We start from the raw sequence: 24,495 nt of genomic DNA, 5'->3' as shown, positions 1-24,495 counted from the left end.
AGACGGGAGGGGGTCGTAGTGTCACGGGGTCCTTGGGGACATCGGAGGGCAGGAGACGGGCCTGCCGGACGAATGCCCGGGCAGGCAACGGGCCTCCGGCACCGGACGCGTCGGCCGGATCCGGGCCGTGCGGGGGCGGTGTGCTCGTGGCGCTCAACTACTTCTCCGTCATGTGATGCCGATACCTGTGCCAGGGTGATCGGTCCTGCTGAGTTCGTTCAACAGGTGGCTCAGCGCGGCCGGCAGGCGCGTCAGTTGGCCCAGCACAGCCGAGTTCAACTGCTCGACGGTGAGGGACTGGGCGGTGCTGAGGTCGGCGGCGACCAGGACGGTGCCCGCGAGATCCGCACCATGCAGATCCGCCCCCGACAAGTTGGCGCCGGTGAGATCGGCCCGTACGAGACGCGCGTTGATCAACGTTGCATCGCGTAGATCGGCACCGTCCAGGCGCGCTCCGTCGAGCCGTGCGGAGAACAGATCCGCCCCTCGTAGCGAGACCGAGGACGCCCACACCTCCTCCAGCCGGGCCGAGGACAGCGAACAGTCCGTGAACACGGCCTCTCTGATCTCTGCCCCGCGCAAGTCGGCCCGTATGAGGCGCGCCCCCGCCAAGTTGGCACCTTCAAGACGGGCGCCCCTGAGATCCGTACCGTCGAGTTCGGATTCACGTAGGGCGGCCCGACGCAGGTCGCTTCCCCGCAGCAGGCAGCGGCGCATGTCCGCTCGCTCGAAGGAGAGCCCGAGGCACTCGGCGCCTCTCAGATCGGCCTCGGCCAGTTCAACGCGAGTCGCCGGTCCCATCGCTCCCAGTACGTCAAGCGCCGCTTGAACGTCCGGCTCCAGCCTGGGCGTTGGCGCCGGCGGACCCGGTGCCGCGAGCACTGTCACTCCGTGGCTCGGCGTCAGATCCCCGACCGGACGCCTGCGTACCACGAAGGACGAGAGCACTTGGGCGATCGAGGCCGCATCCTGCCGGGAGTCGCCGGCCAGCCTTTGCAGAGCGAACACACCGCCCAGGCGGGCATCCAGATGTTCGCTGCTCAGTTGGCTGACGGCGCCGGCGTACCGGTCTGTGATCTGCCCCTGCCGGGACAGCACATAGCCCCTGGCCGTGTAGACGAGCCCGCCGAGAACGGCCAGCCCGGCGGCGGTCTGCAGGACCATGCCCCGCACATTGTTGAGGTGGCTGAGGCGCTCGACCGGCTTCAACTGTTTTGCTTCCGCATCGGCCAGTTGATGCGGAAGCCACTGAAGGAGGAGGTATGCGACACCGATGGCGGCACCGCAGACGGCGACAAACATGACCGCAGTCCGTAGCAGCGCCCACCACCTGCCGCCGCGCATCAATATGCCCCCCCAAGGACTTGGTGACGAGCAACCTACCGGCACGCAGGTGCTCCGACAAAGGAGCAGGGGGGCCGTTGTCATTCTTAATGAAAACGATTATCGTCTTGCTAGTTGCTTTGACCGGCCTTGGTCAAGCGCATACCTGTCCTTGGGGGACATCTGTGTCTGCTCTTCAGCGTTTTGTGATGGTTTCTGGCACTGCTTTCGCCGCGCTCGCCGTGGCCGGGCTCGCCACGGCCACCGCCGCCGCTCCGGTCGTCCTGTCGTCCGGTCATGTCGACGTACTGGACGCCGAGTACGACGGCGCGGCCTTCGGCCTGCATGTGCACGACGAATCGGTGACGCCCGACGTCGAGTACGACCCCGCCGACGTGCGGCTCGATGTGGCGGCCGCCGCCAAGACGGTCAGACCCGCGGGCGCCGCGTACAACTTCCTCGGTGCCACGGGCTCCACCGTGTGGATCCTGCCGCAGGACCAGGCCGCCGCCGCGGCCAAGGGCGTGCTGTGGCCCGGCATTTCCACCGAGCACCTGACCACGGGAGTGTTCACCAATGACCGCGTGACGTTCACACTCACCGGCGCCGAGTACGACGCCGCGGGCGACGGTGTTTACGAGGACACGACCGCCGATGTCAGTGTGTACGGTGTGTCCGGCTCCGCGGTGACCAAGTTCTACGACGGTGGCGACGGTCTCACCGCCTCCGACTCCCGCTCGTTCCTGGTCGGTGCCCACAACCACTACAACTGGGCCTTCGAGGCGGCCGGCACCTACCGGCTCACCTTCCGGGTCAGCGGCACCACCCTCGGCGCTGCCACCCCGTCCGCCACGGCGTCGTACGTCTTCTCCGTCAAGCCGTGACGACTACTCCCAGGATGAACGGGCCGCTGCGCGCCGGGGCCGTGGTCGCGGCCGCGGCGGCCCTGTTCGCCGGAGCGTTCACCGCGGTCGCTGGAGGGAGCGTGGCGGCGAGCCCGGCCGCAGCGGTGAGCGCGGCTCCGCTCGGCGTCGTGCTGGACGAGGGTGAGATCGACTTCGCGCCGAGGATCGTGGACGGTACGGCCCAGTTGCGGATCGCCGACCGTACCGGCGGCAAGGGCGGGAGCGCCGTGTGGCGGGAGCCCTCGACGGTGGTTCTGCATGCCAAGCCGGAGACGGAGTACACGATCGACGGCGCAATGATCGAACCCGTACCGATCTTCGAGGAGACCCCGGGGTATCCCGTCTGGCTCCTCAACGGCGTCGGCTCCGACGACCGCTTCGACCTCGACCCCGGCTGGAGCACCGCCGAACTCCCGTCCGCGCAGGCCGAGTCGGCCGAGGTACGACTGGCGGGGGTCCAGGGCCCGGGCGACTTCGCCATGTTCTCGTGGGACTGGGCGAACGGTGCCCAGGCCGAACCGCTGCTTGTGGAACGGCTGCCGGAGTACACGTCGTTCACCCTCCCCGACGCCGACCGCTTCACGCCCATGTGGGGCTTCACGGCGGAGGGGGTCTACCGGCTGATCTTCGAGATCTCCGTCGACATCGGGGGTGGCACACGCGGTGTCGACAGGGAGACCGTCTCCGTAGTGGTCGGTGACGACATCGACCCCGGGCAGGTGCTGCCCGGCGACGGGACCACCCCGTCGCCCACACCTACGCCCACGCCCACTCCCACTCCCACTCCCACACTCACACCGACATCGACACCGACTCCCGCACCCACGTCCTCCGGGTCCGGCCCGACGCCCCCGAGGGGGTACGTCATCGACGACGGGCACATCGACCTGGCGACCCGGCTGGTCGGCGGCGGCCTGCGGTTCCAGATCAAGGACGGCGCGTACGAGACCCTGGTGTGGCGCGAGCCGGAGAGCGTTGTCATCCATGTGAAACCGCAGGCCAAACGGAAGATCGGCGCGGGCTACGAGTTCCTGGGGACGGTCGGCGACCCGGTGTGGTGGCTGCCCGACCAGCAGGTGCCGGGGCTGGTCTGGCCGGGCTGGGGCTCGACGGAGCTGGACCCGGCGGACTTCCGCGGAGATCTGACGTACGAACTGACCGCGGTGCGTGGGCCTGGGCGGCTGGCCGTGTTCCAGAACAGCGGCCTCGGCGGGCTCACCAACGTACTCAACAGCGGTGACGGGCTGCCGGACAGTTTCTCCTTCGCCACCCATACCCACGCGCACCCGGTATGGGCGTTCACCGAGGAGGGCGTCTACCGGGCGACCTTCACCATGAGCGGCACCCTCGCGAACGGTACGAAGGTCGACGACAGTGAGACGTTGGCATTCGCGGTGGGGGACATCGATCCGTCGACGGTCGTTCCGGGTGACGGGGACGGCGACGGAAACGGGGGTGGGGACGCGGGCGGAGACGGAGGCGGACCCACTGCCTCGTCCCCCGTGACACCCTCGACGGGCGATCCGGACGGATCCGGCAGCCCGCCGGACAGCCCGCCGGTCCCCGGTTCCGACGGGGGAGACGGAGGAGACGGGGGAACGGCCGCCGGCTCCGGCGGTCCTCCGGGTCAGGGCGGTTCGTCCGGCAGCGGTACGTCCCCCAACGGTACGTCCCCGCAGGGCGGGCTCGCCGCGACGGGCGCCGGTGTGCTGGTGCCCCTCGCAGGGGCCGTCGCCGGTGTTGTGGTGGGGAGCGTCGCCTTCCTCGTCGTACGCCGACGCCACCGTACGCAGCATGTCCCGGGCGCAGAGCCCGAAAAGGCCTGACACCTGCCCCGGGGCTGGGCCCTCGTCGGCACGGCCCCGGGGCACACACCCCTTCACACCCCGCCCCCAACCCAGGAAAGGGAGGAGCCCGATGCGGGCCCCACTCCGCTTGTCCGCCGCGCTGGCCGTGGTGTCCGCACTGCTCACCGCGTGCAGCGGGCGCCCACAACCCGGCGCGTCCGACCGTGTGCTGACCGTCTCGGCCACCACCGCCATCATCGCGGACCTGGTCGGCCAGGTCGGCGGCGACCGGGTCGATGTGACGTCGATCGTGCCGCACCACGGCGACCCTCATTCGTACGAACCCAGCCCCGGCGACGCGGTCAAGGTGGCACGGGCCGATCTCGTGTTCAGCAACGGACTGCTGCTCGAAGAGCCCGGGATCATGAAGATGGTTCACACCAACACCCGCGAGGGCACACCGAAGGTCGCGATCACCGAGACGCTGGAGAAGTACGGCGGCTCGGTGATCAAGCTCAAGGAGGACCTCGGGCTCGATGTGCTCTGGCTGGGCTGGGCAGTGGAGGGCGAGGTCACGGGCGAGGGTTCCCAGGTACGTACGACCGCCGTCGGCATGACCGGACCCGGCGACCTGCACGTCTATCTGACGGACACACTCGGCCACCCCACGAGCTGTGTCGACTCCACGGACGGCTTCGACGCCAAGGATTCCTTCACACTGCCGCCCGAGGCCCACACGCATGTCAACTGGTCGTTCAGCAAGCCCGGAACGTACCGGCTGACGGTCGAGGGCCGGACCGAGACGCTCGACGGGAAGACCGCGGAGATCGGCCGTGGCACGGTGACCTTCGACGTCGGCGGCTCACCGGCCGGGTCCGGTTCGCCGACGTCACACGGTTCGCCGTCGTCATCCGGTGCGTCCACGGGCCGTACGGTCCTCGACGGCGGGCACGCCGACGTCGCGCTCAACGCCGAAAAGGGGCAGGTGTACGTACGCGTCGACGACCCGGAGACCGGGGAACGGACCCATCACCCGGCCGGCGAGGTGGTGATGTCCGTACCGGACCGCGCCAGGGCGCAGGTGCCGAAGGGGGACGCCTTCCGGTTTCTCGGAACGCCCGGCGCCGATGTTTGGGTGCTGCCGCAGGCCGTGCTGGGCAAGCATGTGCACGGCGACCTCGACCCGCACGCCTGGGAGGACGTCGCCAACGCCGAGGCGTACGTACGACGCATCGAGGCCGAACTGATCAAGGCCGATCCGGAAGGCCGCAAGGTTTACGAGGCCAATGCCGCACGGTACTTGAAGCGGCTCGGCGCGCTGGACCAGGAGGTCGCCCAGCAGCTCGCGGCCATCCCGGCGGACCGCCGCAAGCTGATCACCACACATGACGCCTTCGGCTATCTCGCCAAGGCGTACGCGATGGAGGTCGTCGGTTTCGTCGTACCGGTCCCCAGCCAGGAGCCGAGCGCGGCAGAAGTGCGCGCGCTCGGCGCCACCATCCGCGAGAAACAGGTCCCGGCCGTCTTCCTGGAACCGAATCTCGCCGCACGCGCCGATGTGCTGCGCCAGGTCGCCCGGGACGAGGGCGTACGGGTCTGCACCATCTACGGCGACTCGTTCGACGACAAGATCCACGACTACATATCGATGATGCGGCACAACGCGCGCGAGCTGGCTCGGTGCCTGGGGAGGAGTGCCTGATGGTGACGGGCGAACGGAATACGAGGAATACGCGGGGTACGCGGGGCGTGCGCAGGGGGTCGGTCGTGGCGGCTGCCGCCGCTTCGATGGCCGTCGCCGCCGCGGTGATACCGGCGAACGGGGGCACGGCACAGGCGGCCGCCGGCGCTCCGGAAGCGGCGGTTGCGGTTCCGCAGGCGCGGATCACTCTCGGGGAGCAAGGGCTCGGACTGGGGCGTGGCGGGCTCGTCGCGATCGACGACACACACCGGACGGCGGTGCCGGACGACCCCGCGTACGAGTTCCTCGGCACACCGGGCACAACGGTCTGGGAGATCTCGGACGCGCCCTGGGACACCTCGGGCATCGCGCCGGGCGGCGTACGGGACGACACGGTGCGCTGGTCGCTCGCAGCCGTGGACGGGCCGGGCACGGTCGCCGTGTACGAGACGGCGGGCGCACGGCCGCTGGTGCGGTTCGACAGCGCGGACGGTCTGCCCGACGGCTACGATCTGCCGGCCGGCGCGAGTGGTGACACCCGGTGGGCCTTTGACGCGGCCGGAGCGTACACACTGACATTCACCGCGGCTGCGCGGGAACGGAACGGGGAGGCGCTCGCGGCGTCCGTACGGTACGAGGTACGGGTCGGGGACGCCGCTGCGCACGTACCCGCGTTGCCGTCCCGGCCCACCGCGTCCCCGTCGGAGGGCCGTACCCAGGAGAGCCGTACACAGCAGAGTCACACACCGGAAAGCCGCACCCGCACGCTGACTTCGGCGGCGAGGCAGCTCTCGGAAGCACAGGTGCCGGAAGCACAGGTGTCGGGCGCGTGGCTTGCTCAGGACACTGCCAAGGGCACGGCCGAGGGAAAGGCCGACACCGCCAAGAAGGTGCTCGACAACGGGCACATCGACTTCGCGGCCCGGGTCGTCGACGGCAAGATGCAGATCCACATCAAGGACGGCACGGTGGCCGGGGAGACGACCTGGCGGGAGCCGTCGTCGGTGGTCCTGCACGTCAAGCCCGCCGCGAAGAAGGAGATCCCGGACGGCGACGACTTCGCGTTCCTCGGCAGGCCGGGCGACCCGGTGTGGCTGCTCGACCAGGTCCAGCAGGACGGGCAGTTGTGGCCCGGCTGGTCCACGGAGAACATCGAGCCGGGCAGGACAAAGGGTGCTGTCGGGTTCAAGCTGGCCAAGGCCGAAGGACCCGGTGTTTTCGCGCTTTACAACTACGACGGGATGTCCGGCGCGACCATCCGTTTCAACAGCGGCGACGGTGTGCCCGATGCCTTTGACGTACCGCAGAACACCCACGCGCACGGCGGCTGGGCCTTCGGCAAGGAGGGCGTGTACCGGCTGACGTTCACCATGTCGGGCACACTCGCGAGCGGGTCCTCGGTCAGCGACACGGAGACAGTGACCTTCGTGGTGGGGGCGACCGATCCGAACACGGTCCAGCCCGGCGGCGGTTCGGGGAACCCGGGCGTCGGACAGCCGGGAGCGGACTCCGGTGCCGACGGCGGGGCTTCGTCCGGCAATGACGGCGGTGGCAATGACGGCGGCGGTGGTGACGGGGCGCCGGTGGCCGACGGCGGGACGTCCGGGGCGATGGCGCACACCGGGGCCGGTGGTCCTCTGCTGATCGGCGCGACGGCGGCCGGGCTCGCCGCGGTGGGCACGGGCTTTGTGGTTGTGACGCGGCGCGGCCGACGGGGGACGGTATGACGAGCGATGGCATGACGGGCGACGGGCTCGACGTTCCTACGGCTGAACCCGCCGACGCGGAACCACCCCCGCCCGCGCCGCTGGTCGTCGACGCCGTCTCCGTGCGGCTCGGCGGACGGCTCGCCGTGTGCGAGGCGGGACTCGTGGTGCGCGAGGGCGAACTCGTCGGGTTGCTCGGGCCGAACGGCGCCGGGAAGACGACGCTGCTACGGGCCGTCCTCGGCCTGCTGCCCCTGGCATCCGGCACCGTCACCGCGCGGGCGCGCATCGGTTACGTACCCCAACGGCACGAGTTCGCCTGGGACTTCCCCGTCGATGTGACGGCTGCCGTGCTGTCGGGGCGTACCCGGCAGATCGGCTGGCTGCGGCGAGCCGGGGCGCGCGACCGGGCCGCGGTCGACAAGGCGCTGGAGCGTACGGGGCTGACCGCACTGCGGAGACGCCCCGTCGGTGAACTGTCGGGCGGACAGCGGCAGCGGGTCCTGGTGGCCCGCGCCCTGGCCACCGAGCCGGACGTACTGCTGCTGGACGAGCCGTTCACCGGAGTCGACGTACCGACACAGGACGTGCTCGGCGCGTTGTTCGGGAGGCTGGCGCAGGAGGGGCGGGCGGTGCTGATGACCACCCACGACCTGGCCGCGGCGGCCCGCTCCTGCACCCGTGTGGTGCTGCTCAACCGGAGTGTGGTGGCCGAGGGCGGTCCCGAACTGCTCTCGGACCCGGAACAGATGCTGCGGGCCTTCGGACTGGACCGGGCACGGGCGACCAACTCGGCGACCTCGGGCTCGGGCACCGGCACCCGCACCGGCACCGGTTCCGGCTCCGATCCCACTTCCGTCCCCGCCAAGGCGGTGACGCTGTGATGGAGTTTCTGCTGGAGCCCTGGGAACTTCCCTTTATGCAGCGGGCGTTCACGGTCGCCGCCGTCGTCGGGCTGGTGTGCGGTGTCGTCGGTGTGTTCGTGGTGCTGCGCGGGATGGCGTTCATCGGGGACGCGGTGGCGCACTCCGCGTTTCCGGGGGTGGCACTCGCGTACGCGTTCAACGGCAGTCTGCTGTTCGGCGGAGCGGCCGCCGGAATCACCACGGCCGTGCTCATCGCGGTCGTTTCGCAGAACCGGCGGTTGAAGGAGGACAGCGTCATCGGTGTGTTCTTCGCGTTCGCGTTCGGCCTCGGCATCGTCCTCGTATCGACTCGGGACAGTTGGACGACGGACCTGTCGTCGTTCCTCTTCGGACAGGTGCTGGCGGTGAGTTCGGGCGACGTGTGGACGGTGGCCGGGATCGGCGCGGTGCTCGTCGCGCTGGTGCTGGTACTCCGCAAGGAACTGGTCGCCGTTTCGCTCGACCGGGAGACGGCACGGGCGGCAGGACTGCCTGTACTACGGCTGGATCTGACGCTGTACGTCGTCGTCACGGCGACGATCGTGATGTCGCTGGAGGCCGTCGGCAACATCCTCGTACTGGCCCTGCTCATCACCCCGGCCGCGACGGCACGCATGCTGACGGAACGGCTGTGGTCGATGACCCTGCTGGCGTCGGCGATCGGCTGCGCCGGGAGTGTGGCCGGGCTCTATGTGTCGTACGCCTATGACCTCGCGGCCGGAGGATCGGTTGTGGTCGTCCTGACCGGAGTGTTCGCGACCGTATGGTGCCTGGCACCACGACACGGCCCGCTGGCCAGAGCACTGCGGCTGCGGCGGGGACGTGCGGCGGAGAGTCCGTCACCGGCCACGTGACGCGGCTACGACAGGCAGGGACCCCTTCCACGGGCGTGCACGTGTTCAACGCGTTCACGCGCTGCCCGACGGTGACCGGTTCCTTTGCGGTACCTGTCGTGGCGCACTTGAAAGGCGCCAAGACGCGTTTCGCCCCGGGGAGGAAGTTGTGCCTGCCGTGCCCGTTCTTGCCTCGCCTGCCGACATGGAAACCGTGCGCACCGATGTCGAGTCGATCCTCGCGGACTTCCTGGACCGCAAGGCCGAGGCTGCCGTCGCTCAGCGGATGCCGTCCGAGGCCACCGAGGTTCTGCGTGACTTCCTGTTGTCCGGGGGCAAGCGTCTGCGCCCCGTGCTGTGCGTGACCGGCTGGCACGCCGCTGGCGGCCACGGCGACATCGCCCCGGTGCTGAGGGTGGCGGCGGCGCTGGAGATGTTCCACGCCTTCTGCCTGATCCATGACGATGTGATGGACCACTCCGACACCCGCCGTGGAAAGCCCGCCGTCCACAAAGCCCTGGCCGCCCTGTACCGCGGCGGTCGTACCCCGGCCGCGGCCGACGATGTCGGGGCCGCGGCGGCAGTCCTGGTCGGGGACCTGGCGCTGGTCTGGTCCGATGAACTCCTCAACGGCCATGACGAAAACGGCCATGACAAAGGCTTGAGCCAGGTGCGGCGCTCGCGCGTGCTGCCGCTGATCGACCTCATGCGTACGGAGGTGATGTACGGCCAGTACCTGGATCTGACCGCCACCGGCCGGCCCACCGATGATGTGGATCGGGCGCTGGCGATCATTCGCCACAAGACCGCCAAATACACCGTCGAGCGTCCTCTGCATATCGGCGCGGCCCTCGGCGGAGCCGATCAGCAACTGCTCCGGCGTCTCAGCGAGTTCGCGCTGCCGCTGGGCGAGGCGTTCCAGCTCAGAGATGACCTCCTGGGCGTTTTCGGCAGCGAGAAGGAGACCGGCAAACCCGCCCTGGACGATCTGCGTGCGGGCAAGCACACGGTCCTGGCCGCACTCGCTCTGCGGGCCTGCGACATTGATCAGGCGAGGCTGCTGCGCAACCTGTACGGAAACCCCGGCCTGGATGAGGACGGCGCCGCTTCGCTTCGTACGGTGCTCCAGGCCACCGGCGCACCACGGCGGGTCGAGTCCATGATCCGTGAGCGCTATGACCAGGCCCTGACTCACCTTCAGGACACACCACTGCCCGGCCAAGTCCGTGAACGGTTGCGGAAGATGGCCGACCAGGCAGTATGGAGGAACGCATGACCAACGACTCCGGAATCGTCGTCCCGGTGCTCATCTCACGTTTCCCTTTCAGGCAGCACCTCGGCTACCGGGACATCAGGAAAGACGGAGAGGAATACTACGAGCGGCGAACCAAGAAGCTGCTCACAGCCAAGAACGACCTCGTGCACGGGTACTACGTGAACTGCGGAGCCGACTACGTCGCCTACTGCTTTCCGGACATCGGAGTTCGTGAGGCTCAGACGATCTCCCGGTTCTACACCTTCTGGGTCCTGTTCGACGACTGGATCGACAACATGACGAACCAGGAAGAAGTCGACACCCTCCTCAGCGACTTCATCAGGGTGACCAAGGCGGATTCCGTCGACAGCCGTGACGGATACGAGACCTTCTCCGACCTCCTCGCCATGGCGGGGAAGCGCAGCGACAAGACGCTGGAACTTGTCCGGTACTCATTCCTTGCGTGGTGCGAATCGAGCCGTCGCATACGGGAGATCGAGATCAACCAGGAGCAGGTCACGTACGACGAGTACATGATCGTCAGGCAGGCCAACTGCTCCATGCTCTGCATCCATATGTCGGCTGCCTGCGCCGATCCGGAGCTTGCCGCCGATATCGAGGAGCTTTGGGAGAGCGAGGGCTTCAAGAGTGCCGTGCTGTATTCAGGAAAATCGATGGCATTGCTCCTGGACCTGTACAACGCCCTGAACCCCAAACACACGGAAGTGACGGAACACGCAAACGTTGTCCGGCTCGTGAAGAAGTCTCTTTCCGGCGACATGGGATGGCAGGACGCTGTCGACAGGTGTGTCTCGCTGTTCTACACGTACGAAGAAGCGATGGAGCGTGCACTTGACCGGGTCAGTGTGACGCACCCCGCTCTGGCCCGCACCATGAGGGAGATCCAGGGAGGAAACGTGCTGTGGATGCGGGACATGAGGGGGCTGCGCTACATCGACGCGTAGCCGCGACACTCCGACCTGCGGGCACCTCCAGGCCGACGTCGTCGGCTGTCAACGGAGCTTGGTGCCGTACACGTTGTCGACCGTCATTGTGATCAGTACCCTCCGGTCCGACACCATGACCGACCGGTACTCGTCCCAGTCCGGGTGCTCGCCTGCGGCGTTGCGGTAGTAGTCGACCAGTGCCTGGACCTCGGGACCGTGCGGGTCGGTCCCCGGCCCGGTGATGGTGGCCACGCCCTCCGCGGTGGCCCATGCCCAGCCGTCCGGGCTGGTCACCTCCAGTGCGGCTCGTGGGTCCCGACGCAGGTTGGCGCACTTGGCGGTCCCCTCGGTGGTCGACACCTGGATGACACCGGCGGCCCGGTCGTAGGACGGCATGACGGGGGAGAGCTGGGGGCGGCCGTCGGACTTGATCGTCGCGAGCACGCCGAGCCGGCTTTGCGCGAGGAGTGCGAGCGGGTCGAAAGGCATGTCTGTCATGCAGATCCCCAACTCGTAACCGGTTCTGTGTATTCCCGGTCACGCCACGTCACTGCTACGAAGATGCCCCCGAGCCAGTCGGTCCTGGGCGGTCAGGCCGTCAAGAAGCTGTCGATCAGGGCGTTGACCAGTTCGGGGCGGGTGGCGAAGGCGAAATGGTCGGCGCCAGGGAGTTCTGCCAGGCGGGCCTTTGTGATGGCGGTACGCAGGTACAGGGACACCCCCGACGGCACCTCCTGGCCGATGGTGCTGGTCATCAGGAGAGTGGGGACCGTGATGCCGGCCATGAGCGCCCGGTCGTCGTCCAGGGAGATGTCGTCGAAGAACCCGAGGAGTGTCCCGACACCGGCGTTGTAGCTCATCTCGCGGAACCAGGCGTCCAGTTCGGCGGCGCGGCCGGCGTCGACATCGGCGAAGACGACATCGGCTTGCAGTACGGCGTCGGTGATGCCCTTGATACCGCCGTCGCGTGCGGCGTCGGTGAAGTGGGCGATGCCGGCGGCGTCGAAACCGTACGGCCAGTCCTCGCCGCGGCGGAACGTGGGGGAGCCGTTGATGACGGCGAGTTTCCCCAGCAGACCGGGGTGCTCGGCGGCGAAGCGCAGGGCGACATGGCCGGCGGAGGCGAAACCCACGACGGTCGGCCTGTCGAGGCGCAGATGGGTGATCAGCGCGGCCAGGTCGGCGGTGTAGAGGGCGGTGACGCCGGTCGGTCGGGGCGGCAGTTTGTCGGACGCGCCGTAGCCGCGCAGGTCCAGGAAGACGTTGCGGACGCGGGGGTCGAAGTACGCGCGCTGTGCTTCCCAGGACCTGGAGTCGAGCGGCAGGCCGTGGACCCAGACGACGGTCTGGTCGCCGCCGCCGGTTTCGTAGTAAGCGACCCTGCCGCCGTCCACATCGAGGTAGCGGGCCTGGTCGAAGGTGAGCGAGGGCATGGTGTTGTGTGCTCCCGGTGCTGGTGCTGGTGGGTGAAGGTGGCGACGGCGCTGCGGGTGCGGGCGCGGGACGGTCACGCCGTGAAGATCACTGGACGGTGGGGTAGGCCACGCCGTCCAGGCCGGGGACGGTGACCGCGGCCGGGTCGTTGCCGGCGGCCACGAGCCGGCTGACGGCGTAGTCGGTGACGCAGCCGGACAGCAGCTGGCGAGGGTCTTCGAGCACCATGCGCAGGCGAGTGGTCATGGAACGCCAGTCGTCGTGGCCGTGGATGACGGGCATCTCGCTGATCTCGGTGACCGAGAGGTCGTCGACATCGGGAACGGCCAGTCGGCCGGGGGCATAGCGCGGCAGTCCGGGGAACATCAGGTCCCCCAGTTCGACGGTGGCGCGGGTGTTGGCCCAGATACGGCGCAGCAGCTCTTCCAGGGCGATGACCTCGGACAGGTCACCGTTCTGCGGTGTGGCGAACGTCGGGGCGTGCGGGGCCATGTAGAGGCGTTCCAGGGGAAGCCGGTAGCCCGAGGCGCCCAGGATCATCGTGGCGACGCTGGAGGTGTTCCAGGTGACGCCCGCGGTGGACCGTCCCTGCTTGCCGGCGATCACCACCATGGCCCGTTCCCAGTCGATCTCCTGCTCGCGGAACCAGCGCAGGATGCGGTGGGAGATGTCCAGGCCGGTGAGGAAGAAGGTTGCGATCATCATCTGGTTGATCGTGCCGTGCCCTTCCTCCCTGCCGTTGTCCAGGTAGTCGCTCTGCAGGGTGGCGGCGTTGAACGTACTCCCGTCCTCCAGGCCGGCGCGAAGGTAGCGGGCGGTGCGGGCGAAGGCGTACTCGGCCATGTCGGCGATGGCCTGTTCACGTCCGCGGTAGGCCTCCACGGCGATGGTGTCGCGCCACAGGGCGGCGCTGTTGGCCTGTCGGCTGCGTTCCACCTCGCGCAGCAGGCGTTCCGTCTCGGCGCGCCAGCAGGGGGCGGCGTACTTCGTGCGCAGTTGTACGAGGGTGGCGACGGCGGGGCCGAGGTGGGAGATCCCGGCCAGTTCCTTGAAACCGCGGGTGGAGAAGCGGAACCCTTCGACCGTGGGGGGCTTTCCGTTGCCCGGGTAGAGGGCGAAGTCGGCACCGGTGGCGACGATGAGCGGGGCGTCGGCGTTGTGTTCCGCTGCCGCGGCGGTCAGATGGGAGCCGATGCTGGTGGGACCGGCGGTGTAGGTGGTGAACAGGTCGACAAGTTCGGGGCTTTCGTAGGACAGCATGGTGCGCTTTCCGATCGTGCGAGTCGTGCGAGGGGGGTACGTGCTGCGCTGGTCAGCTTGTGAAGCGGTAGAGGACGGTGCGGGCGGCGAAGCGGATGTCGGCGGTGAGGCTGTGGGATACCGCGAGCAGCAGCCCGTGCTCGTCCGGGATGGCCGCCACGTCGGTGGCGCCGGTGGTGGGGAACGTCTCGACGAGGGTCAACTGATCGTCCTGCCAGCGGTACAGCTCGGAGTTCAGGGCGGTCGTCGGGTCGGCCGGGGTGCCCAGGACGAAGTTGACACGTACGACATAGAGCGTCCCGTCGTGGCCGTGGATCACGGCGAACTCCCGCGCCCCGGGCCCGGGCAGCGTCTGGTGGACGGCGAACTTCCCACCGTCCCAGCGCAGTAGCTGCGAGGGGCTCTGGAGCCGGGCGACGAGCAGATGCGCGATGCCGTCCACGGTGAAGTGGGCGAAGGCACGGCCGTGCCGGTCCGCGAGTTCCTGGTACGGCTCGAACCGCTCGCCGTCCCAGCGGTACAGCACGGACGGCCGGACATGATCGGCGTACGCCAGGAAGTGGTGTCCGTCCAGTTCGAAGGCATGCCAGTTGTAGCCCCACCGCGAGTCGATGTCCTGTAGGTGGGCGAAGCGCTCTCCGTCCCAGGTGTAGATCCGCGAAGGCCGGTTCTCCGCCTCATGGCCGGGTACGACGACGCCCTGGGCCAGGGCCAGGAAGTGACGCCCGTCGTATGTGAAATGCTTCCACTGCTTGGCCGCGAAGCCCCTGAAGGACTGGAAGGGGACGAAGGACTCGCCGTTCCACTCCAGCACCCGGGAGTCGGTGGCGTACTCGTACGGGCCCTTGCCGCGACGGATGCTCGCGACGGCGAGGAAGGCCCGGTCGCCGATACGGAAGAATTCCGCGTCCTCGCCTCCGGGTACGGCGATGCGCTGGAAGGGCTCGTAGCCCTTGTCGCCACGGCGGAGCAGCAGAAGGTCGGTGTCGCTGTCACCGCCGTTCATGTCGATCCTGCCGCCGGGAATGTCGTAGGCGAGCTGCGGGATCGCGAGCAGGTGCATGCCGTTCAGCTCGAACGGCTCCACCGCTCGGGCGCCCGAGGTGGGAATCGACTGCGCCTCGGTCAGATGGGTGAGGGGGGTGTACTCCATGGATTCCTCCAAGGGAGAAGATCGTCGGGCGGGGGAGAAGAGCGTGGGGCGGGGGAGAGGGGCGTCGGGCAAAGCGGCGCGCATTCACCGTTCCGGGCGCTGCCCGGTGTGCAGGATTCCGTGCGCGGCGAGCCGGGTCAGGGTCCTTACGTGCACCTCGCCGTCGTCCTCGTCCGAGAGCGAGGGCACCGTCGTACGGCAGTAGTGCTCCAGCATGCAGACCAGGGCGCGTGCCGCGAGCGCGCACTCGCCGTCCGCCGGCTCCAGCCGCCGGGCCTCGGACAGATGGGAGGACCAGGCGGTGACATGCCGCTCGTGCATCTGCTCCCAGTGCACCGAGAACTCCGCACTCATCAGCGATGCCTGATAGAGGCCGGTCATCTGCCCCTGGAAGGCGCGGTAGATGTCCCAGTACGCCCGTACGTGCCGCTCGACGTCTCGCTCGTCGCGCATCTCGTGCCGTTCGCCGAGCTCGTGGCTGACCCGGTCGTGCAGTGCGGCGGCGAAGTCCTCGGCGACTTCGCGCAGAAGGTCGTCCTTGTCGGTGAAGTAGCGGTAGAAGACACCGGCCGACTTGCCTGCCTCTGTTGTGATGTCGGTGATCTTCGTTGCCAGGTAGCCCTGGCGGGCGATGACGCGCAGCGCCGCCGCCTTCAGCTCCTCCGCCGAGCGCCTTCCCTTCGACGTCATCTCTGCCATCGTCGCCTCCATGAGTGAATATGAATTCATCTTCACTTCTTGGAGGCGGAGATGTCAAGCCATCCCCGCCCGGCGGTGGGGCGACTGGGAGCAAGAAATATATCTGTAAGACACTATTGACATTTCATTAATACTCTACGATCTTTCTCGCATACCAGCGGGAGGGAGCAGCAGTGAGTGCGTTGCCCAGAGTCGGCTTCGTCGGAGCCGGTGTCATGGGGCTTCCGATGGCCCGGCGGCTGCTGGCCGCCGGCCACCGCCTCTCCGTCCATGCCCGTACGCCGGCCAAGGTGGCAGCCCTCATCGAGGCCGGAGCCGAGCCGGCCGAAACCCCCGCCCGGCTCGCCGCCGAAAGCGACGTGATCATCGGCTGTCTGCTGGACGAGAAGGCGGTCCAGGAGGTCTACCTCGGCCCGGACGGGATCATCACCGCGGTTCACGCGGGCCACCTGCTGGTGGAACACGGCACGTTCGCCCCACGGGTGGCCCGCGATCTCGCCGAACAGGCCGCTGAGCGAGGCGCCGGCTTCGTGGACGCCCCGGTGACGGGAGGCCCGCAGCGCGCGTACCTGGGGGAGCTGACGTGCATGGCCGGCGGGCGAGCCGAGCACATCGAAGCCGCTCGGCCGCTGCTGGCGGCGTACTGCCGAGACATCAGCCACGTCGGACCGGTGGGTACGGGACTTGAGCTCAAGCTCGTCAATCAGCTCCTGGTCAGCGTCCACGTGGCGGCGGCTGCCGAAGCAGCGGCCCTTGTCGGCCGGCTGGGGCTTCCCGCGCAGCTCGCCAAGAGCGTCCTGATGTCGGGCTGGGCGGCCAGTGCCATGCTGGACTACTGCCTTCCCGCGGCCCTGACGCCCTCCACGGTGCCCACGGGAGCAACCATCGGCGGCTTGTCCGCGGTCCAGGACGCGGTCGCCGAGATCTCCTCAACAGTTGATCTCCCCCTGCGGGTCTTCCCGGCGGCCCGGCAGGTCTTCACCGTGCTGACGGACGCCGGTGCGGGCAGCAGAGACATCGCGCAGCTCGCCAGGGCCTACGACCGGGAGCAGTCCGCACACGCACCTTCCTCTGCACGCGTGACTTCACACGTGACTTCCTCTACGGCGGAGGCGAACTGATGTCGCAGAACGACACGAAACCGGGTAACGGTGACGTCTTCTCCTCGCCCGACCGCGACGGATTCATTCACCGCGCCTTCATGAGAGGAGCCGGACACAGCGCCGCGGCGATCCGCCGCAGGCCCGTGATCGGCGTCTGCAACTCCTTCAGCGAGCTCAACCCTTGCAACGCGGGCCTGCGCGACCTCGCCCGGTCGGTCAAGCAGGGCGTCATCGCCGCCGGTGGATTCCCGCTGGAGTTCCCCACGATCTCCCTGGCCGAGCCGTTCATCCGCCCCAGCACCCTCTATCTGCGCAACCTCATGGCCATCGACGTGGAGGAAATGATCAGTTCGTCACCCATCGACGCGGTCGTCCTGCTCGGCGGATGCGACAAGACCGTACCCGCGCAGCTCATGGGGGCGATCAGCGCGGGCAAGCCCGCCATGATGGTCACGGCGGGGCCCCGCGCCGCGGGCCGCCTGCACGGTGCGCCCCTGACCATCGACGACCTGTGGACGCTGTCGGACCGGCGCCGCTCCGGTGATCTCAGCGAGGACGAATGGGAGACCGTCGAGGGCCTCATCGTGCCCGGCGTGGGCACCTGCAATGTGCTGGGCACCGCCGTCACCATGGCCATGATCGCCGAGACCCTCGGCATGTCCCTGCCCGGTTCCAGCCTGCTGCCCGCGACCAGCGGTGCCCGAGCCGCTGCCGCCGAGGAGACCGGGCGCCGTGCCGTGGAGCTGGCCCGCGGCGGACAGCCACCCACCGACTTCGTCACCCCGGCGGCACTGGAGAACGCCTTCCGGATGCTGTGCGCGGTCAGCGGTTCGACCAACGCCGTCATCCACCTGGAAGCCGTCGCCGGCCGGATCGGCCACCGGCTGGGCATGCGGGCCATGGCCGAGTGGAGCCGGTCCACACCGGTCCTGGCACAGGTACGCCCTTCGGGGCCGCACCTTCTGGAAGACCTCGACGAGGCCGGCGGACTGCCCGCCGTACTCAAGGAGCTTCAGCCCCTGCTGCACACCGACGCGCTCGCCGGAACGGGCGAGACGTGGGCCCGGATCCTGAGCCGTGTGACGCGCCGGGACAGTCCCGCACTGCGCCCGGCGGGGGATCCGGTCTTCGCCGCGGGCGGACTGGCCATGCTCCACGGCACCCTCGCGCCGGCCGGAGCCGTTCTCAAACGTTCCGCGGCCGACCCGCGCCTGTGGAAGCACCGCGGCCCGGCGGTCGTCTTCGACGGTGTCGCCGATCTCCATGCCCGTATCGACGACCCAGGTCTCGGCATCACGGAGGACTCCGTCCTCGTCCTGCGCGGGGCCGGCCCCGTCGGCGGCCCCGGAATGCCCGAGGTGGGTCAACTGCCCATCCCCAGACGGCTGTTGCACAAGGGCGTCACCGACATGGTGCGGATCTCCGATGCCCGGATGAGCGGCACCGCCACCGGCACCGTCGTCCTCCACGTCGCACCGGAAGCGGCCGAGGGAGGCCCGCTCGCGCTCGTCCGCGACGGCGATCCCATCGTCCTGGACGCCCTCGACGGCCGCCTCGATCTCGACGTGGACCAAGCAGAACTCGCCCGGCGTACCCCGGCGGTCACGGCCCCCGCACCCCGCCGCGGCTACGCCGCCCTGTACCGGCGACACATCACGCAAGCCCCCGAGGGCTGCGACTTCGACTTCCTTGCCGCGACGGCGGAGCCCTCGCCCGCCGTACCCGCCAACCGTCCTTGATCTGAGGAGACGAGCCGTGAAGATTGTCAGTTTCGGGCCTCCCCGTGGTGAGCAGCCCGGCGTTCTGCTGGACGACCAGCAGCGCATCATGCCGCTGGCGCCGGTCCTCGCCCGGGCCGGCTTGCCCGCGCTGGACATCAACGCGATCCTGGCCTTCCTCCCCTTCCTCCAGCCCATCATCGAAACAGCGCTGCGGGATCCGGCCGGGACCATCGACGTCGCCTCAACCCGTCTGGGGCCGCCTGTTCCGCAGCCGGAGAAGATCATCGTCGCGGGCGGCAACTACCAGTCGCACGTGGACGAGGCGACCGGAAAGAAGAACGCACCCTCCCCGTCCGAACCCCTGCTGATCTTCAAGCCCTCCAACACCGTGATCGGCCCGCACGACGCCCTCGTACGGCCTGCCGAGTCCGAACAGCTCGACTACGAAACGGAGATCGCCGTCGTCATCGGACGCGGCGGACACCGCATCGCCCGTGAGGACGCGTACGACCATGTGGCCGGCTACATGATCGGCAACGACGTCACGGCACGGGACATGGCCTTCAAGGACATCGAACTGAGCCCGCTGTACTCCCAGATCACCCGCGCCAAGGGCATTCCGACCGGCGCGCCGTTCGGGCCGTGGCTGGTCACCAAGGACGAGATCCCCGACCCGCACAATCTCCGGCTGCGCTGCTGGGTCAACGGAGAGCTGCGTCAGGACGGCTGGAGTTCGGAGATGATCGTCGACATCCCGGGCCTGATCGCCGACTTCAGCAAAGTGCTCGAACTCTCGCCGGGCGACATCATCTACACCGGCACCACCACGGGCTGCGGTGCCTTCCAGGATCCTCCGGTCTTCCTCTTCGCCGGGGACGTGGTCCGCATGGAGATCACCGGACTCGGTGTGATGGAGACCCCGATCGCCGACGCCGACGGAGTGTCCCGGTGAGCGAGACGCACCTCCTCGTCATCGGAGGCGGCCCGGTCGGCCTCAGCGCCGCGCTGCTCGCCTCCCGGTACGGCATCCCCTGCACCATGGTGGAGAAGTTCCCCCAGCCCTACGCCCACCCGAAGGCGCGGGGTGTCCGCGACCGGGGCATGGAACTGTTCCGCTTCTGGGGGCTGGAAAAGGAAATCCGGGCCCAGGCCACCCGTAGCCCCCGGCACGGCTTCGTCTACTGCGACTCGCTCGCCGGCGAGGAGTACGGCCGTACGCCGCCCGGCCAGGAGGACACCACCCTGGGACCGTCCGGTACGTGCCGTATCCCGCAGGACACCCTCGAACGCATCCTGCGCGAGCGAGTCGCCACGGCCCCCGGAGTCGAGGCGCTCTTCGGCACCACGGTCAGCCGGCTGACACAAGAAGACCACCAGGTCCGTGCGGTACTCGAACCCACCGCGGGGGGAGCGGAGAGGGAGCTGACAGCACGTTATGTGATCGCCTGCGACGGAGCGGCCAGTCCCACCCGGGCGTCGCTGGGCATCACCATGGAAGGCGAGACCGTCGGGTACTGGCAGAGCGTCTACTGGCACGGCGACATCTCCGCGCTTCTCGGTGACCGCACCGCCATCCAGTTCCTGACGGCCGCGAAGGACGGCGGGTTCGTGACCGTGGCCCCGGTCGACGGGCACACCCGCTGGCTCACCTTCCGGATGCGGAGCAAGGACAGCGGACACCCGGGCACTCTCACCGAGTCGCAGGCCCACGACCTCATCGAGGCCGCCGTCGGCGAGCCGTGCCGGGCCGACATCATCAGCGCCGCCACCTACGCGGTGGAAGCGCGTGTGGCCGAGCGCTACCGGGCCGGCTCCGTCTTCCTGGCCGGGGACGCGGCCCATGTCTTCCCGCCCACCGGCGGATTCGGCCTCAACACCGGTGTGCAGGACGTGCACAACCTGGTGTGGAAGATCGACCTGGTACGCCGGGGCCTGGCCCCGCGGGAACTGCTCGACACCTACGAGTCCGAACGGCGCCCGGTCGCCTGCTCCAACGCCCGGTGGAGCAAAGAGAACGCCGAGCGCTTCGACGCGGTGTGGGAACGCATCGTCACCAAAGCTCCTGCCGGCGCCCCCATCGACCGGCAGCGCGCACACCTCGCTGCCCTGGAGCGGGACCTCGCCTTCCGCTACACCGACGGGGCCCTCGCCCTCGGTCCTGGCGCTGCCGACGCCGACGCCGACCCCTTCACCGCGGCGGTCGGCCGCCGGGCACCGCATCTGTGGCTGCGCTCCGAGGGCGAGCACCGTTCCGTCCTCGACATCCTCGACGGCCACTTCACCCTGCTGTACGGGCCGGAGGGCCGCGACTGGCAGGCGGCCGCCACACATATCGGCGAACACCTTCAACTGCCCCTGCGGACCGTCCAGGTGCCCGGCGCGGAGTGTGACGTGGATCCGCAGGAATTCGCGCGCCTGTACCGCATGCCCCCCGGTGGAGCCCTCCTCGTACGGCCCGACGGCCACATCGCGTGGATGCACAACGAGGCGGACCCGGGATTCCACACGCCGCTTCTGACGGACGCCCTGCGCAGAACGCTGGGCGGGGACGGAGGATGACCACTGACAGCGACAACGACCGCTACGCGCTGAACCTGTCACTGCCCCCACTGCGGGACGACACCCTGGTCCCGCGCATCGATGCCGCGGCGGCCGCCGGTTTCTCCCTCGTGGAGACATGGTGGCCGTTTCCCACCGCTCACCCCACCGGGCAACAGACCGAGGACCTGCGTACGGCGTTGGCCGCGGCCGGTACGCGACTGGTGTGCATGAACATCGAGGCAGGTGACTTCACCGCAGGAGAGCGAGGAATCCTCAGCGACCCCGACCGGCGGCGACTCTGCCGGGAAAGCATCGTCGCCGCGGTGGAGTTCGCGTCCAGGGTCGGTTGCCGCCTGCTGAATCTTCCTTACGGCAACCGTCTGCCCCACCACAGCGAAGAAGCCCAGCATCGAACCGCCTTCGACAACCTGCTTTTCGCCGCACACCATGCTCAGGCCCACGGTATCTCCGTACTCGTGGAAGCACTGAACCCCATGGACAACCCGCTCTATTTGCTGCCCGGCGTAGAAGGCGCAGTCGATGTCATCCGGCGGGCGCGACAGGTCGGATCCCTCAACACGGGAATCCTCCTCGACGTCTACCACGTGGCACGTATGGGCCAGGACCCGTCCCATGTCATAGCTCGATACGCCAAGGAATGCCTGCATGTCCAATTCGCCGATATTCCGGGCCGCACCTGCCCGGGCACCGGCCTACTGGACTTCGCCCGCATCATCACAGCTCTCCAAGAAGTCACTTACAAGGGCCTGATCGGGCTGGAATTCAACTCCGGCCCTGGCTTCCTCGACTCGCCCGCCGAAGCACGCTCATTCACTTCACGTCATCCCTTTGTGAACCGAACCGTCGGTCCACGGGAAGCGTGACCGTGAAAACGGTGGCGCCCGGCCTGCTCGTCATCTTCACCGCACCGCCGTGAGCCTCGACGACCGCGGCGACGATGGAGAGCCCCAGGCCCGAGCCGCCCTGCGCACCGGTCTCCGAAGCGTCACCACGTACGAAGCGGTCGAAGAGACCTGCCTGGAGCTCCGCACGTACACCGGGGCCGTCATCAGCCACCACCAGCCGGACCGTGGCCCCGGCGGCTTCGGCCGCTTCGGCGCTTTGCCCGCCGGGGCAGGCTTCGTCGTACTGAAGACGTACGGTGACCCGCGTGCCCGACGGGGTGTGGAGCCGGGCGTTGGCCAGCAGGTTGGCGAGCACCTGGTGCAACCGGTGCGGGTCGCCGTCGAGTACGACCGGGGAGCCGGGCAGGTCCAGCAGCCAGTGGTGCTCCGGACCCGCTGCCCGGGCGTCCTCGATCCCCTCCAGCGCGAGCAGGGTGAGATCGACCTTCTCCCGGGCCAGCGGACGCCCGGCGTCGATCCTGGCGAGCAGCAGGAGTTCGTCCACCAGCGTGCTCATATGCGTGGAGGTCGCCTCGATGCGCCGCAGTGCCCGGAGCACCGTCGGGGAGACGGGCGCCGTATCGCACAGGGACAGCTCGGCGTACCCGCGAATGGCGGCGAGGGGAGTCCGCAGCTCGTGGCTGGCGTCGGCGGCGAACCGGCGCAGCCGCTCCTCGCTGTACTGCCGTCTGGCCAGGGCCTGCTCGACGTGTCCCACCATGCGGTTGAGGGCCGCGCCCACCGCGCCGACCTCGGTGCGCTGGTCGGTGTCGGAAGCCAGTGGCGGCAGCCGGACCGTGCCCGAGGCGAGAGGCAATGCGGTGACCTCGGCGGCGACCGCCGCGACTTGACGCAGCGGCCGCAGCGACCACCGGATCCACAGCACCCCGACGAGCCCGGTGATCGCCAACGCCACGCCGAAGAGGACAGCGCAGACGAGTACGAGCTGGAACACCGCATCGTCGACGGGCTCCAGCGGAAGACCGGTGATCAGCGTCTTGTCATCGTCGCCCGGGACGGAGACCACCCGGTACCTTCCGACCGTGCTGAGATCCACGTCGTGGGCCCGCCCGTCACGGGGTACGGCTCCCAGCGCGGCGACATCGGCGTCGCTGATGCCGGCGGCTGAACCTTCCCCCGACTCGACGACGGCGGCATCGAGCAGCGCGCCGTCGCTCAGCAGAACCCCCAGCGTTCCCTGCATCTGACCACGGGTGTCCCCGTGCCCGGGACCGGTCGGACGGGCGGGCAGCCCGACGCCCAGGCTGGCCGGCAACCGGTCGGTGGCCTGTGTCAGTTGGTCGTCGAGCCGGTCCGTGAGCGCGCCGCGCAACGCCACGGCGGCCACCACGCCGACCACGGCACAGCTCAGCGCGAGCAGTATCAGCAGGCCGCCGCTGAGCCGGGCTCGAAGGCTGAGCGGCCGGGCGTTCGCCAGCCGTGCCCCGGCCGCCGTACCGAATCGCCGCCACACACCCTCGTTGGGCGCGCCTCGCCCGGTCCGCCCGCTCACCGGGCACCCCGCCGCTCCGCGGCCGGACCCAGGGAGTAACCGGCGCCACGCACGGTGCGGATCATCGGGGGCCGGCCCGCGTCAATTTTTCTGCGCAGATAGGAGATGTAGAGCTCGACCACATGGCCTCTGCCTCCGTAGTCGTAATTCCAGACCTGTTCCAGTAGCTGATTCCGGCTGAACACCTGGCGGGGATGGCGCATGAGGAAGAAGAGGAGTTCGAACTCCGTGGGTGTCAGATGGACCGGGACACCATCGCGGGTGACCTCGCGGGCCTCCTTGTCCAGTACGAGGTCCCCAACGGTCAGCAGGGCGGCCTCGTTCCGGGTCCGTGCCATGCCGGCTCTCCGGAGCAGGCCGCGCAGCCGGGTCAGCACCTCGGCCAGGCTGAATGGTTTGGTCACGTAATCGTCACCTCCGGCGGCTATTCCGCTGATCCGGTCCTCCACCGCGTCTCGTGCAGTGAGGAACAGCACACAAACATCCGGGAGGAAAGCGCGTATCTGCCTCAGGACGGTCAGTCCGTCGAAGTCGGGCAGCATGACGTCCAGTACCACCGCGTCCGGGCGGAAGTTCTGGGCAACGGCACTGGCAGCGGCGCCGTCCGCGGCGCTCTCGACCCGGAATCCCTGCGCGGCCAATGCCGAGCACAACACGTCCGTGAGATCCGGCGAGTCGTCGACGACCATGACGCGTACCGCCGAGCCGTCCGGCCTGGTCAAAAATCCCCCGGAAGGGCCGGAGAGACTCCGGGAGACGTATGCGTCAGCTCCGGCAGAGAGTTCCATACTTCACGCTCTATCAGCCGAATCTGAATCCAGGAT

Annotated in this window: 21 protein-coding genes; 13 read left to right on the top strand and 8 right to left on the bottom strand. The window is 68.8% G+C overall.

Features of this window, described 5'->3' with window-relative positions; all coding sequences use genetic code 11:
- Positions 1-168: 168 nt before the first annotated feature.
- A complete protein-coding gene (locus ACFU9P_RS05115) occupies positions 169-1,302 on the bottom strand; it encodes a pentapeptide repeat-containing protein (protein ID WP_384077837.1) in 1,134 nt (377 codons plus the stop codon).
- Positions 1,303-1,532: 230 nt separating this feature from the next.
- Between ACFU9P_RS05115 and ACFU9P_RS05110 the strand changes: the two genes are divergently transcribed.
- The 8 genes from ACFU9P_RS05110 to ACFU9P_RS05075 all read left to right on the top strand — a co-directional run bounded on the left by ACFU9P_RS05110 (position 1,533) and on the right by ACFU9P_RS05075 (position 11,360).
- Positions 1,533-2,207 carry a choice-of-anchor M domain-containing protein gene (locus ACFU9P_RS05110; RefSeq protein WP_384077836.1) on the top strand — a complete coding sequence of 225 codons (675 nt, stop codon included), beginning with the start codon at positions 1,533-1,535 and terminating at the stop codon, positions 2,205-2,207.
- Positions 2,204-4,054, top strand: a complete 1,851-nt coding sequence (locus tag ACFU9P_RS05105) for a choice-of-anchor M domain-containing protein (RefSeq protein ID WP_384077835.1) — start codon at positions 2,204-2,206, stop codon at positions 4,052-4,054. The genes ACFU9P_RS05110 and ACFU9P_RS05105 overlap by 4 nt, the downstream gene beginning before the upstream one ends.
- Before the next feature lie 91 nt (positions 4,055-4,145).
- Positions 4,146-5,717 (top strand): anchored repeat ABC transporter, substrate-binding protein, encoded by a 1,572-nt coding sequence (locus tag ACFU9P_RS05100; protein WP_384077834.1) that lies wholly within the window; start codon positions 4,146-4,148, stop codon positions 5,715-5,717.
- A 65-nt stretch (positions 5,718-5,782) separates the two neighbouring features.
- Positions 5,783-7,423, top strand: coding sequence for a TIGR03773 family transporter-associated surface protein (locus tag ACFU9P_RS05095; protein WP_384077833.1), 1,641 nt, complete (start codon positions 5,783-5,785; stop codon positions 7,421-7,423).
- Positions 7,420-8,286, top strand: coding sequence for an anchored repeat-type ABC transporter ATP-binding subunit (locus ACFU9P_RS05090; RefSeq protein ID WP_384077832.1), 867 nt, complete (start codon positions 7,420-7,422; stop codon positions 8,284-8,286). Before ACFU9P_RS05095 ends, ACFU9P_RS05090 begins: the two co-directional genes overlap by 4 nt.
- A complete protein-coding gene (locus tag ACFU9P_RS05085; RefSeq protein ID WP_384077929.1) occupies positions 8,286-9,161 on the top strand; it encodes an anchored repeat-type ABC transporter permease subunit in 876 nt (291 codons plus the stop codon). The genes ACFU9P_RS05090 and ACFU9P_RS05085 overlap by 1 nt, the downstream gene beginning before the upstream one ends.
- Positions 9,162-9,345: 184 nt before the next feature.
- The gene (locus ACFU9P_RS05080; RefSeq protein WP_384077831.1) at positions 9,346-10,416 is read left to right on the top strand and encodes a polyprenyl synthetase family protein; all 1,071 of its coding nucleotides are present in this window, start codon (positions 9,346-9,348) and stop codon (positions 10,414-10,416) included.
- Positions 10,413-11,360: a terpene synthase family protein gene (locus ACFU9P_RS05075; protein WP_384077830.1), complete on the top strand. Its 948-nt coding sequence runs from the start codon at positions 10,413-10,415 to the stop codon at positions 11,358-11,360. The genes ACFU9P_RS05080 and ACFU9P_RS05075 overlap by 4 nt, the downstream gene beginning before the upstream one ends.
- A 48-nt stretch (positions 11,361-11,408) precedes the next feature.
- Here ACFU9P_RS05075 and ACFU9P_RS05070 read toward each other — a convergent pair whose 3' ends face one another.
- The 5 genes from ACFU9P_RS05070 to ACFU9P_RS05050 form a co-directional block, all read right to left on the bottom strand.
- Positions 11,409-11,840, bottom strand: a complete 432-nt coding sequence (locus ACFU9P_RS05070) for a PPOX class F420-dependent oxidoreductase (RefSeq protein ID WP_376379318.1) — start codon at positions 11,838-11,840, stop codon at positions 11,409-11,411.
- 92 nt (positions 11,841-11,932) lie between these two features.
- The gene (locus tag ACFU9P_RS05065) at positions 11,933-12,775 is read right to left on the bottom strand and encodes an alpha/beta fold hydrolase (RefSeq protein WP_384077829.1); all 843 of its coding nucleotides are present in this window, start codon (positions 12,773-12,775) and stop codon (positions 11,933-11,935) included.
- Between the two features lie 88 nt (positions 12,776-12,863).
- Positions 12,864-14,036 carry a DUF5624 domain-containing protein gene (locus tag ACFU9P_RS05060; RefSeq protein ID WP_384077828.1) on the bottom strand — a complete coding sequence of 391 codons (1,173 nt, stop codon included), beginning with the start codon at positions 14,034-14,036 and terminating at the stop codon, positions 12,864-12,866.
- Positions 14,037-14,088: 52 nt separating this feature from the next.
- A complete protein-coding gene (locus ACFU9P_RS05055) occupies positions 14,089-15,189 on the bottom strand; it encodes a hypothetical protein (protein ID WP_384077827.1) in 1,101 nt (366 codons plus the stop codon).
- An 84-nt stretch (positions 15,190-15,273) separates the two neighbouring features.
- Complete coding sequence (locus ACFU9P_RS05050) at positions 15,274-15,888, bottom strand: TetR/AcrR family transcriptional regulator (protein WP_384077826.1); 615 nt, start codon at positions 15,886-15,888, stop codon at positions 15,274-15,276.
- A 173-nt stretch (positions 15,889-16,061) separates the two neighbouring features.
- Between ACFU9P_RS05050 and ACFU9P_RS05045 the strand changes: the two genes are divergently transcribed.
- The 5 genes from ACFU9P_RS05045 to ACFU9P_RS05025 are packed head-to-tail and all read left to right on the top strand — an operon-like array spanning position 16,062 to position 22,137.
- Entirely contained in the window at positions 16,062-17,009 is a 948-nt protein-coding gene (locus ACFU9P_RS05045) for an NAD(P)-dependent oxidoreductase (RefSeq protein WP_384077825.1), read from the top strand.
- Entirely contained in the window at positions 17,009-18,730 is a 1,722-nt protein-coding gene (locus ACFU9P_RS05040; RefSeq protein ID WP_384077824.1) for a dihydroxy-acid dehydratase, read from the top strand. The genes ACFU9P_RS05045 and ACFU9P_RS05040 overlap by 1 nt, the downstream gene beginning before the upstream one ends.
- A 16-nt stretch (positions 18,731-18,746) precedes the next feature.
- Entirely contained in the window at positions 18,747-19,664 is a 918-nt protein-coding gene (locus ACFU9P_RS05035) for a fumarylacetoacetate hydrolase family protein (RefSeq protein WP_384077823.1), read from the top strand.
- A complete protein-coding gene (locus ACFU9P_RS05030; RefSeq protein ID WP_384077822.1) occupies positions 19,661-21,271 on the top strand; it encodes an FAD-dependent monooxygenase in 1,611 nt (536 codons plus the stop codon). The genes ACFU9P_RS05035 and ACFU9P_RS05030 overlap by 4 nt, the downstream gene beginning before the upstream one ends.
- Entirely contained in the window at positions 21,268-22,137 is an 870-nt protein-coding gene (locus ACFU9P_RS05025; RefSeq protein ID WP_384077821.1) for a hydroxypyruvate isomerase family protein, read from the top strand. The genes ACFU9P_RS05030 and ACFU9P_RS05025 overlap by 4 nt, the downstream gene beginning before the upstream one ends.
- Here the strand turns inward: ACFU9P_RS05025 and ACFU9P_RS05020 are convergent.
- Both ACFU9P_RS05020 and ACFU9P_RS05015 read right to left on the bottom strand, forming a co-directional pair.
- Positions 22,085-23,671 (bottom strand): sensor histidine kinase, encoded by a 1,587-nt coding sequence (locus ACFU9P_RS05020; protein ID WP_384077820.1) that lies wholly within the window; start codon positions 23,669-23,671, stop codon positions 22,085-22,087. The two genes, ACFU9P_RS05025 and ACFU9P_RS05020, sit on opposite strands and share 53 nt — an antisense overlap.
- Positions 23,668-24,360 carry a response regulator transcription factor gene (locus ACFU9P_RS05015; RefSeq protein WP_376379507.1) on the bottom strand — a complete coding sequence of 231 codons (693 nt, stop codon included), beginning with the start codon at positions 24,358-24,360 and terminating at the stop codon, positions 23,668-23,670. The genes ACFU9P_RS05020 and ACFU9P_RS05015 overlap by 4 nt, the downstream gene beginning before the upstream one ends.
- Between the last annotated feature and the right edge of the window lie 135 nt (positions 24,361-24,495).

The organism is Streptomyces sp. NPDC057617, assembly GCF_042800555.1.
Lineage (GTDB): Bacteria > Actinomycetota > Actinomycetes > Streptomycetales > Streptomycetaceae > Streptomyces.
This window is presented reverse-complemented; position numbering and strand designations above follow the sequence as displayed.

Coding starts and splice junctions, on each gene's coding strand:
- ACFU9P_RS05115 (WP_384077837.1), bottom strand. CDS start 1,302: ATGTTTGTCGCCGTCTGCGGTGCCGCCATCGGTGTCGCATACCTCCTC.
- ACFU9P_RS05110 (WP_384077836.1), top strand. CDS start 1,533: ATGGTTTCTGGCACTGCTTTCGCCGCGCTCGCCGTGGCCGGGCTCGCC.
- ACFU9P_RS05100 (WP_384077834.1), top strand. CDS start 4,146: ATGCGGGCCCCACTCCGCTTGTCCGCCGCGCTGGCCGTGGTGTCCGCA.
- ACFU9P_RS05090 (WP_384077832.1), top strand. CDS start 7,420: ATGACGAGCGATGGCATGACGGGCGACGGGCTCGACGTTCCTACGGCT.
- ACFU9P_RS05085 (WP_384077929.1), top strand. CDS start 8,286: ATGGAGTTTCTGCTGGAGCCCTGGGAACTTCCCTTTATGCAGCGGGCG.
- ACFU9P_RS05080 (WP_384077831.1), top strand. CDS start 9,346: ATGGAAACCGTGCGCACCGATGTCGAGTCGATCCTCGCGGACTTCCTG.
- ACFU9P_RS05075 (WP_384077830.1), top strand. CDS start 10,413: ATGACCAACGACTCCGGAATCGTCGTCCCGGTGCTCATCTCACGTTTC.
- ACFU9P_RS05070 (WP_376379318.1), bottom strand. CDS start 11,840: ATGACAGACATGCCTTTCGACCCGCTCGCACTCCTCGCGCAAAGCCGG.
- ACFU9P_RS05065 (WP_384077829.1), bottom strand. CDS start 12,775: ATGCCCTCGCTCACCTTCGACCAGGCCCGCTACCTCGATGTGGACGGC.
- ACFU9P_RS05060 (WP_384077828.1), bottom strand. CDS start 14,036: ATGCTGTCCTACGAAAGCCCCGAACTTGTCGACCTGTTCACCACCTAC.
- ACFU9P_RS05055 (WP_384077827.1), bottom strand. CDS start 15,189: ATGGAGTACACCCCCCTCACCCATCTGACCGAGGCGCAGTCGATTCCC.
- ACFU9P_RS05050 (WP_384077826.1), bottom strand. CDS start 15,888: ATGGCAGAGATGACGTCGAAGGGAAGGCGCTCGGCGGAGGAGCTGAAG.
- ACFU9P_RS05040 (WP_384077824.1), top strand. CDS start 17,009: ATGTCGCAGAACGACACGAAACCGGGTAACGGTGACGTCTTCTCCTCG.
- ACFU9P_RS05025 (WP_384077821.1), top strand. CDS start 21,268: ATGACCACTGACAGCGACAACGACCGCTACGCGCTGAACCTGTCACTG.
- ACFU9P_RS05015 (WP_376379507.1), bottom strand. CDS start 24,360: ATGGTCGTCGACGACTCGCCGGATCTCACGGACGTGTTGTGCTCGGCA.